The organism is Leucobacter sp. G161, assembly GCF_001482305.1.
In the GTDB taxonomy this organism is placed as follows: Bacteria; Actinomycetota; Actinomycetes; order Actinomycetales; family Microbacteriaceae; genus Leucobacter.
The window spans coordinates 1-9,369 of sequence record NZ_LOHP01000093.1 but is presented as its reverse complement, the minus strand read 5'-3'; the positions used below and the strand labels follow the sequence as shown (position 1 = coordinate 9,369).

The 9,369-nt window shown below is 66.2% G+C and carries 8 protein-coding genes; 6 read left to right on the top strand and 2 right to left on the bottom strand.

The genetic code is table 11. The annotated features are described in order from the left end of the window. Positions 1 to 624: HNH endonuclease signature motif containing protein (locus AUL38_RS17460; protein ID WP_161937460.1), on the top strand; the 624-nt coding region annotated here is incomplete at its 5' end. 53 nt (positions 625 to 677) lie between these two features. Here the strand turns inward: AUL38_RS17460 and AUL38_RS15905 are convergent. Then, positions 678 to 1,757 (bottom strand): aminotransferase class V-fold PLP-dependent enzyme, encoded by a 1,080-nt coding sequence (locus AUL38_RS15905; protein WP_083506966.1) that lies wholly within the window; start codon positions 1,755 to 1,757, stop codon positions 678 to 680. A gap of 82 nt (positions 1,758 to 1,839) precedes the next feature. On the opposite strand from AUL38_RS15905, the gene AUL38_RS15900 reads away from it, so the two are divergent. The 5 genes from AUL38_RS15900 to AUL38_RS15880 all read left to right on the top strand — a co-directional run bounded on the left by AUL38_RS15900 (position 1,840) and on the right by AUL38_RS15880 (position 7,640). After that, positions 1,840 to 2,814 (top strand): LysR substrate-binding domain-containing protein, encoded by a 975-nt coding sequence (locus tag AUL38_RS15900; protein WP_059063684.1) that lies wholly within the window; start codon positions 1,840 to 1,842, stop codon positions 2,812 to 2,814. An 86-nt stretch (positions 2,815 to 2,900) separates the two neighbouring features. After that, the gene (locus AUL38_RS15895; protein ID WP_083506968.1) at positions 2,901 to 4,193 is read left to right on the top strand and encodes an MFS transporter; all 1,293 of its coding nucleotides are present in this window, start codon (positions 2,901 to 2,903) and stop codon (positions 4,191 to 4,193) included. 35 nt (positions 4,194 to 4,228) lie between these two features. After that, positions 4,229 to 5,752 carry a glutamate--tRNA ligase gene (gltX, locus tag AUL38_RS15890; RefSeq protein WP_059063680.1) on the top strand — a complete coding sequence of 508 codons (1,524 nt, stop codon included), beginning with the start codon at positions 4,229 to 4,231 and terminating at the stop codon, positions 5,750 to 5,752. Between the two features lie 100 nt (positions 5,753 to 5,852). After that, positions 5,853 to 6,857, top strand: coding sequence for an NAD(P)/FAD-dependent oxidoreductase (locus tag AUL38_RS15885; protein ID WP_059063679.1), 1,005 nt, complete (start codon positions 5,853 to 5,855; stop codon positions 6,855 to 6,857). An 81-nt stretch (positions 6,858 to 6,938) separates the two neighbouring features. After that, positions 6,939 to 7,640: a queuosine precursor transporter gene (locus AUL38_RS15880; RefSeq protein WP_059063677.1), complete on the top strand. Its 702-nt coding sequence runs from the start codon at positions 6,939 to 6,941 to the stop codon at positions 7,638 to 7,640. Between the two features lies 1 nt (position 7,641). On the opposite strand, the gene tgt is transcribed toward AUL38_RS15880, so the two are convergent. Next, positions 7,642 to 8,982: a tRNA guanosine(34) transglycosylase Tgt gene (tgt, locus tag AUL38_RS15875; protein WP_059063675.1), complete on the bottom strand. Its 1,341-nt coding sequence runs from the start codon at positions 8,980 to 8,982 to the stop codon at positions 7,642 to 7,644. Positions 8,983 to 9,369 lie beyond the last annotated feature (387 nt).

The window sequence follows — 9,369 nt, the reverse complement described above, 5'->3', positions numbered from 1 at the left end:
GCCGCGAAGGCGGCCGGCGCGGAGCTTCAGGGCCGGGTGCAGCTTGTCGTGACAGCAGCTGGCCTCGATGCGTTGCTCGCGCGGCACGGCGGGATAGTCGTGAGAGACACCGAACTGTCGACGGACGAAGTGAAGTGCGAACTGCAAGGCTACGGCCCGATTGACATCGGCGCGGTGCGACCCATGATTGCGTCTCTGAGGCAGTGGGACCTCATCACGGTCTGTCCACACACCGGCAACGTCATTCGAGTAGACACCTACCGCCCGACCAAGCCACAGGAACGATTCCTCGTTGCCCGGGACGGGCACTGCAGGTTCCCATGCTGCGTGGCTCCGGTCTACAGGTCAGAGATTGACCACACGATCGACGCCGCACTCGGAGGCCCCACGGCCACCGACAATCTGGCGCATCTCTGCCTGAGTCATCACATACTCAAAGGCAACTCGGACTGGACCGTGAGGCAGCTCGAAGGCGGTCTCATGGAGTGGGCGTCGCCGACAGGTCGAGTGCACATTGACCGGCCGCCTGACCGGCTCCCGGAGCGCCGGGCAGCGAGCCAGGCGCGGCGAAGCTCCGTCAGATTCGAACCCGTGACCGATGGCGCAGAGGCGCACCCGTTTTAGTGAGCAGTCGTTGCGTCGTGGCGCGTGCGTGCAGCGCGCCTGACGTTACCCCGCTAGCGACCGAGCGAGCTGGCTAGCAGCGCCACATCGTCGGGGGTGTTCCACAAATGGAACGCCACTCGCGCATTCCCCGCGCGGCCCGATGCGACGATGCCAGCCGCCTGCATGGCGGCCAACGCAGAGCCGTCGGCGTCCGGCCACGTCACGATCGCCGAGTCGCCAGCGGGCAGCCCGAGGACCGCGCGGGCGGAGTTCGCGAGCCCCACTGCGTGATCGTGCACCGCGCCTGGGTCGAGAGAAACGAACAGGGCCAGCGCGGCCTCAGTGCCGGCCACAAGCGGCCACAGTGGTGACAGGTCGAAGCGGCCGGCGCCCTCGGCGAGTGGCGTGTGCCCGGCGTAGCAGGAGCTCCACACGTCGTCGGCGGAGCACCATCCAGCAGCGAGCGGGGTAAGCGTCTCGTCGAGACCGGGCCGGACAGTGAGGAACGCGGTGCCGCGCGGCGCGCACAACCACTTGTATGCGTGGCACACGGTGTAGTCGAAGGTCGCGGCCCCAACGGGGAGCCAGCCCAGCGACTGCGTGAGGTCGACGCAGGTGCGTGCCCCCACCGCAGCGGCCGCGGAGACGACGGCAGCGTGATCCGCGACTTCTCCGGTGGCCGACTGTACGAGCGAGAACGCGACAAGCGATGTGCCGGGAGTCACGGCTTCGGCAAGCTCCGTGACCGGGGCGTACCGGACGGTGACGCCCCGCGCCGCGAGCTGCTCAAACGGGTGCGTGAGTGAGGAAAAATCGCCAGCCGCGCACAGTACCTCGCCGCCGTCGGGCACCGCGGTCGCGATGATCGAGACAATTTGCGACACCTGCGAGCCGAGCGCGACCCTGTCAGCAGGCACCCCGACGAGTGGGGCGTAGAGGCCACGGGTGCGTTCGACGGCATCCCCGATCGCGTGCGCGTCGAGCTTTCCCGCGGACCATTGGTCGTAGAAGTCCCGGCTCGCTGCAAGCGTGGTGTGTGAGGGAAGGCCCCCGGTGCAGGCTGCGAGGTATCCGCGGGTGTCAGGGAAATGGCCGGCGAAGTCGGATGTGGCTCCGGCAGCGTTGCCCGAGCCCTGCGTTGAAATGCTCATGCCCTCAGGCTATGCCCGCGAAACACATAAGAATAGAGAATGATTATTATGAAAGACTTGCGTTTAGGTTATAGTGGGTCGCGTGAACGCAACACGACCAGCCGACCCGCTCGGCTCCATTGACTCGACCGAGCTCCGTATTCTGCATACGCTCTCGGTGACCGGTTCGCTCACCGCGACCGCGGCGACGCTCGGGCTCAGCCAGCCGGCAGTCAGCCAACGCATCAAGCGGGTCGAGACTCGTCTCGCCGTGCCACTTATCGAGCGCTCGGGGCGGGGGATCCGGCTCACGACCGCGGGCAACATCCTCGCCGAGCACGGCCGCACGGTGGTGAGCGAGATCGATGCTGCCCTCGCCGCGATCGACGACCTGCGCGGAGAGCGTGCGGGGACGCTGCGACTCGTCGGCTTCCCCTCGGCATCGGCCACGATTGTGCCAGCGATTATGCGTCGCCTCGCTGAGGAGGCGCCTGAGGTGGCGCTGCAGTACCGCGAAGCCGAGCCGCCTGAAGCGACCGAGATGCTGCGCGACGGCGAGGTCGACTGCGCCCTGATCTTCGACTACGAGGGGGCTGCCGAACTGCCGGCTGGCTCCGCCTTTCTCCCACTGTGGCGTGAAGAGGTGCACCTCGTGGTGTCGGCGGCGCGCGCCGAAGGACTCGCTGGTCCGGGGGTTGCAGGCGCGCCAGCGGTGCTCGGCGACTTCGCGGCCGAGCACTGGATCGCCGGCTGCGAAAAGTGTCGCGGACACCTGCTCGCGGCCGCGCACGATTCTGGCTTTGAACCTGAGATTATCCAAGAGACGGACAACGTGCCTGCCATGCTCGCCATGGCAGCCGCGGGCGGGGCGGTTGCACTCGTGCCCGGCCTCGGCCTCGCAGCAGCTCGCACGCTCCCGGACGGGGCGGCGGTCGTGCAGCTCGACCCCCAGCGTCACCGAACGATCGGCCTGATCTCGATGGCCACCGCGAACGAGAGCCCCCAGGTCCGGCTCGCCAAGCGACTGCTTGCCGGCCTCGACGGCGCAACGTGGGGCCTTGCCCCGGCCACCGAGTAGCCAGCCACGAATAGCCCGCCACCGAGCAGCCCGGGGACCTGAGCACCGAGCCGCAACCATACAACTAGAGGAGACGTCCAGTGACGATGCAGACGGCCGCAAAGCCCGAGCCGCAGCGCGGTGCGGGGCGGCGTGAGCTCCCGCGTGAACTCGGCGGGAAGCTGCAGCGACGCACGCTGATGGTGCTGTCGACAGCGACGATTCTGGGCGGCCTCGGGTTCGGCGCCTCGGCATCGGTCGGGGCACTCTTGCTGGCTGAGGTGAGCGGGAACGATGCGATCTCGGGCCTCGCTGCGGCGATGTCGAACGCCGGCGCCGCGGCGGCTGGGATCCCGCTCGCGCGTATCGCAGCTCGCCGCGGTCGTCGCACGGCCGTCGTGCTGGGTAGCTCGATTGCCATGCTCGGTGCCCTCATCGCGATCTTTGGTGCGTCGATTTGGCAGTGGTGGGTGCTCGCGCTCGGCATCGGGACGCTCGGCGTCGCCTCGGCCGTGCAACTGCTATCCCGATTTGCCGCGACCGACCTGGCGCTGCCCCAGAACCGGGCGAGAGATCTGTCGCTCGTCGTGTGGTCGATCACCGTGGGCGCGGTGGTGGGCCCCAACCTCATGGGGCCGGGTGCGATTGTCGGCGACTGGCTCGGTGTGCCGCCGCTCGCCGGGGTGTTCGTCTTCACGTTCCTCGCTCAACTCACCGCGGTGCTTGTCAACTTCTTCGGGCTACGTCCGGATCCGCTGCTCACCGCGCGCGAGCTGCAGGCAGCTGCTGACGCTGCACGGCCCGCTGGATCTCCCGAAACGACCGCCGAGGTGTCGGCGTCGCGGCGGGCCAAGGTGCTCACCATCGTGATCATCGGCACGGCGCAGGCGATCATGGTGGGGCTGATGGCAATGACCCCGCTGCACCTCAAGCATCACGGAGGAAGTGACGCGCTCGTTGGTATTACCCTGAGCATGCACATCGCTGGCATGTACGCGCTGTCACCACTCTTCGGGCTGTTGGCGGGCAGGATCGGTCGCATCCAGGTCATCGTCGGCGGCTGGGTGATCCTGCTCGTCGCGATCTACTTCGCCTATTTGTCCGGCGAGAACAGCGTCTATGTGCAGATCGCGATGACGCTGGTCGGGATCGGGTGGAGCGCTGTCACAGTCGCGGGTGCCGCGCTGCTGACCGAACTCACCGCACTAGCCGAGCGCCCCAAGTGGCAGGGGCGCGCCGATACGTTCATGAGCGCATCTGGCGCTGCAGCCGGAGTGCTCGCCGGAATTGTCTTCGCGATGAGTGATTTCTCCATCCTGGCGCTCGTCGCGCTTGCCGTCCTCGCGCTGGGTGCGATCGCGTCGATGTACCCCAAGTTGCGGGTCGCGCGGCAACACTGAGCCCGACGCCGCCGTAAACGGCTAAACTGGGTCTGATGTCTACTACCGTCGAACCCCAGTTCTCAACCGCCACCGGCAGCGACGTTCGCGTTCGCTTCTGCCCTTCACCGACGGGCACGCCACACGTCGGCATGGTGCGCACGGCCCTGTTCAACTGGGCGTACGCCCGGCACACGGGCGGCACCTTCGTCTTCCGTATCGAGGACACCGACGCTGCCCGCGACAACGAGGAGAGCTACGGCCAGATCCTCGACTCGCTCCGCTGGCTCGGTCTCACCTGGGACGAGGGTGTCGACGTTGGAGGCCCGCACGGCCCGTACCGGCAGTCAGAGCGCGGCGACATCTACCGCGAGATCGCTGACAAGCTCAAGGCGGCGGGCTACCTGTACGAGAGCTTCTCCACAGCGGAAGAGATCGACGCCCGCAACGAGGCGAACGGCCGCGCGAAGCAGCTGGGCTACGACAACTTCGACCGCGACCTCACCGACGAGCAGCGCGCGGCGTTCCGCGCCGAGGGCCGCCAGCCCGCACTGCGCTTCCGCATCCCCGACATGGACCTCAGCTTCGATGACCTCGTGCGCGGCCCGATCAGCTTCCCCGCGGGATCCACGATCGACTTCGTCGTGGTCCGCCCCAACGGCGCTCCGCTGTACACACTGACCAACCCGGTCGATGACGCCCTCATGGGTATCACTCACGTGCTCCGCGGCGAAGACCTGCTGTCGTCGACGCCGCGCCAGGTTGCGCTGCACCGCGCGCTCGTCGAGCTCGGCATCGAGCCGGCGATCCCGGTCTTCGGCCACCTCCCGTACGTGCTCGGCGAGGGCAACAAGAAGCTCTCGAAGCGCGACCCCGAGTCGAACCTGCTGCACCACCGTGAGCGCGGCTTCATTCCCGAGGGCCTACTGAACTACCTGTCGCTGCTCGGCTGGTCGATTTCGGCGGACCGAGATGTCTTCACGAGCGAGGAAATGATCGCGGCGTTCGACGTCACCGATGTGAACCCGAACCCGGCGCGCTTCGACCAGAAGAAGGCCGACGCGATCAACGCCGACCACATTCGCCTGCTCAGCGAGGACGACTTCTACTCGCGGATTCTGCCATACCTCATCGCGGGGGGTGCCCTGCCGGTCGAGCCGACCGAGCAGCAGCTGGCGACCGTGCGTGCCGCGGTGCCGCTCGTGCAGAGCCGCGTGACCGTGCTCTCTGAGGTCGTACCGCTCATGGGATTCCTCTTCACGAATTCGACCTCGCTTGTCTACGAAGACGACGCGCTGAAGTCGCTCAAGGATGATGCCCCGGCAACGCTGAGCGCGAGCATCACCGCGCTCGAGGCGCTCGGGGAAGACAGCTGGGCGACCGAGCCCATCCAGGAGGCGCTGCAGACGGCCCTGATTGAGGGGCTCGGGCTCAAGCCACGCGTTGCGTTTGGTGCGCTCCGCGTTGCCGCCTCTGGCCGCCGCGTTTCGCCACCGCTGTTCGAATCGTTCGAGCTGCTTGGGCGTGAGGAGACGCTCGCGCGGCTTCGCCGCCTCGAAGCACAGCTCGCGGGCGAGTAACCCGGGATCGCAGCGAGCGCGGGCAGCCCGAAACGCCCGCGCCGCTGCGATTCGCGGCCGAACCTGAGACACACGGTTGAGTGAGAGGAACGAGGGGCAGATGGTGATCGAGACAGTGGCGGATAATCCCGCGGCTCCCTACGGCGTAGCCATTATCGGGGGAGGCCCGGCTGGGCTCTCAGCCGGTCTGCAGCTCGTGCGCGCCAATCGGCGCATCGCGATCCTCGACTCGAACCGCCCCCGCCACTCGGCGACGCTGCGCTCGCACGGCTTCCTCACCCGCGACGGCGCACCTCCGCTCGAACTGCGCAAGCTCGGCCGCGAGGAGTTCGAGACCTACCCGACGGCGCGGTTCGCCCAGGCAATGACCCGTGAAATCACCCCGCTCAGCCGCGAGGAAGCGCTCGAAATCGGCTTCCCTGACGGCATCGGGTTCCGAATCCAGGGAACCGGTCTGCGGGGGAGCGGCGACGTCGAGATCGTTGCGCGCCGCGTGCTCATCGCGGCCGGGCTCACGGAGGATCTCCCGCCGTTCCCGATGATCCGCGCCTACTATGGCACCGCGCTGCACTCGTGCGTCGAGTGCGATGGGTTCGAAAAGACCGACAAGCCTCTCGCCCTGATCGGTGAGACGAGCGACCTCTTCGCTCGCGCGCTCCTCATCTCGCGGTTCAGCTCAGATCTCATCGTGTTCACGAACGGGGCCGACACGATCCGCCCCGAGCAGGAGGCACAGCTCGCTTCCATCGGGATCAGCGTGGAGCGCCGTGCCATCGACGACATCGTCGGCGAGAAAGCCGACATGACCGGGGTGCGGCTCGCCGACGGCGAAGTGATCCCGCGCGTTGGCGGTTTCGTTAGGCCGCGCTGGCACGCCTCAGTTGACTACTTTGGCGAGCTCGAGATCGAGCGTGATGATTGGGGACTGGTCGTCGTTGACGACCGCGGCGAGACCTCGATCCGCGGCGTCTATGCCGCGGGTGACACGGTGCCCCCGGGCCCACAGCAGCTCATCATCGCGGCAGGCAACGGCGCAAGCGTTGCGGCGAAGCTCAATATGGACATGATTCGCGGCGCCCTCGGCGTCGGCCAAATCGACGAGTAACCACACTCAGCTGTGGAAAACACAGAACTTTAGAAAACACAGACGTGGGGCAGCGCGTCGCCGATACACAAGGAGACAGTTGTGTCTGAGCATCAGCGCGCCCCGACGGTGCCCGGCGAGCGGGCGGCGATGGCGGGATCCCGCTACGCCCTCATCTCGGCAGCGTTCGTGGGGATCCTGCTTATCTCGAACGTCGTCGCCGTGAAGCCGATCGCGTTCGGAGCGATCCCGTTCGGCGACGTATCGCTGCCGCTCGTGTTCGACGGGGGAGTCTTCCTCTTTCCGCTCGCCTACATCCTCGGCGACCTGCTGGCAGAGGTCTACGGTCTGAAGGCGTCGCGGCGGGCGATCCTCACCGCCTTTGCGCTCGCGCTCATTGCCTCGCTGACGATTCTGCTCGTGCAGATCTCACCCCCCGCTGACGGGTGGGAAAATCAGGAAGCGTTCGCAGCCGTGCTTGGCTTTGTGCCGCGGATCGTTGGCGCAAGCCTCGTCGCGTTCCTCGCCGGCCAGCTTGTCAACGCGTGGGTGCTCGACCGGCTGCGGCGGAAGACCGAGGGGCGCTTTCTGAAAGCCAGGCTCATCGGGTCGACGGTTATCGGCCAGCTCATCGATACGCTGCTGTTCTGCACGATCGCGTTTGCCGGCATCATCACGGGCGTCGACTTCGTGATGTACGTGGTGCTTGGCTACGTGGTGAAGGTGGTCGCCGAGATCGTCCTGCTCCCGGTGACCACCCGCGTCATCGGGTGGGTGCGACGCGCGGAATTGAGCGCCGCGTAGGCTACCCGGACGCCTGAGCGGTTGCCTGTGCTGCTGCCTCGCGCGCGAAGTCTGCGCCGTACTGGCGTGTGAGCACCTCCTCGCGGAGCTCCGAGAACGTGCCATCAATGATGGAGGCGCGGATCTGATCGACCAGCCGCACAATGAAGCGTTCGTTATGGATCGTCGCGAGGGTCGAGCCGAGCATCTCCTTCGCCTTGAACAGGTGGTGGAGGTAGGCCGCCGTGTAGTTCTCGCAGGTGTAGCAGTCGCACTCCGGATCAAGCGCTTCGAACCGGCGACGCTGAGTTGCTGCCTTCGCGTTGATGCGGCCCGAGCTGGAGTACATGGTTCCTCCCCGTGCCTGGCGGGATGGAGCCACACAGTCAAACGTGTCAGCGCCGGCCGCGATCGCAGCGAAGAGATCGTCAGGCTCTGAGATCCCAAGGAGATGTCGGGGCTTGTGCTCGGGGAGCTCGTCGCTCACCCAACCAACAATCGTGCCGAGCTCGCGCTTCTCGAGCGCGCCGCCAATTCCATATCCGTCGAATTCTTGTGTCGTAGCCTCTGCTCCGCGGCGACGTTCGAGTCCACCTGCGGCCTGGCGGCGAAGGTCCTCATACTGGGCGCCCTGCACGACGCCGAAGAGTGCCTGGTACGGCCGATGCTGACGCTCAGCCGTCTGCCGCGCGTGCTCATCGAGGCAGCGCACGGCCCAACGCTCGGTGCGGGCGACGGAATCCTCTTGGTACGCGCGAGTGTTCAGGAGTGTGGTGCACTCGTCGAAGGCGAAGATGATGTCGGCGCCCAGCTGGTGCTGGATCTGCATCGACACCTCGGGGGTGAAGCGATGCTTATCGCCGTTGATGAAGGACTTAAAGGTGACACCGTCCTCATCAACGTGGGCGAGACGCTCCTTGTTCTTCGCAATAACCTCGGCTTGCTCGTGCGCACCCTCACGCATAGAGATGACCTTCTTAAACCCAACGCCGAGCGACATCACCTGGAAGCCGCCGGAATCGGTGAAGGTCGGACCGTGCCAGTTCATGAACTTTCCGAACCCGCCAGCCTCGTCAACGATGTCGCTGCCGGGCTGCAAGAACAGATGGTACGCGTTCGCGAGCACGGCTTGGCCGCCGAGCTCGCCCACCGTCTCCGGAAGCAGCGACTTCACTGTTGCCTTCGTGCCCACTGGAATGAACGCGGGAGTCTGAATGTCTCCGTGTGGAGTGTGGATCGTGCCGGCGCGGCCGAGCGGACGACCGTCGCTGCCACGCGACCCTCCTGACTCGAGGCGGTGCTCGACGTCAAAACTAAAGTCTGCGGGGGAGGGGGAACCTGGGTTCGCTGGGGTCTCAGTCACACCCCAAGTGTAGAAGCCGCGGGCTGCAAGGTGCCAACACGCGCGGGATCCGGGGGTCAGGCCCGGAAACACGTGGGTTTGCGTCGGAAATCTGGGGAAAGGACGCCGGGTGAAGCGGGGGTGACGAGACGATGCCTAGAGCATGAATGGCGGAATCATGCGGAGACACGCCCGAGAAGTGGACAAAGCTTGCGGGTGGCCCCCGATCCCCGTAATGTATTCCCTTGTCAGCGCAACGCAGCCGGGCCGCAAGAGCGGTTCGGTTCTTAGCAATGCACCGGATCACTTCATGTGATACGGTAGACAGGTTGCTCTTCGGAGGGTCCCTTGGTTGGGGCCGGTACGGTGGGTGTCTGGATCTTGAGAACTCAATAGTGTGCACTTAAA

Coding starts and splice junctions, on each gene's coding strand:
- AUL38_RS15905 (WP_083506966.1), bottom strand. CDS start 1,757: ATGAGCATTTCAACGCAGGGCTCGGGCAACGCTGCCGGAGCCACATCC.
- AUL38_RS15895 (WP_083506968.1), top strand. CDS start 2,901: ATGCAGACGGCCGCAAAGCCCGAGCCGCAGCGCGGTGCGGGGCGGCGT.
- gltX (WP_059063680.1), top strand. CDS start 4,229: ATGTCTACTACCGTCGAACCCCAGTTCTCAACCGCCACCGGCAGCGAC.
- AUL38_RS15885 (WP_059063679.1), top strand. CDS start 5,853: ATGGTGATCGAGACAGTGGCGGATAATCCCGCGGCTCCCTACGGCGTA.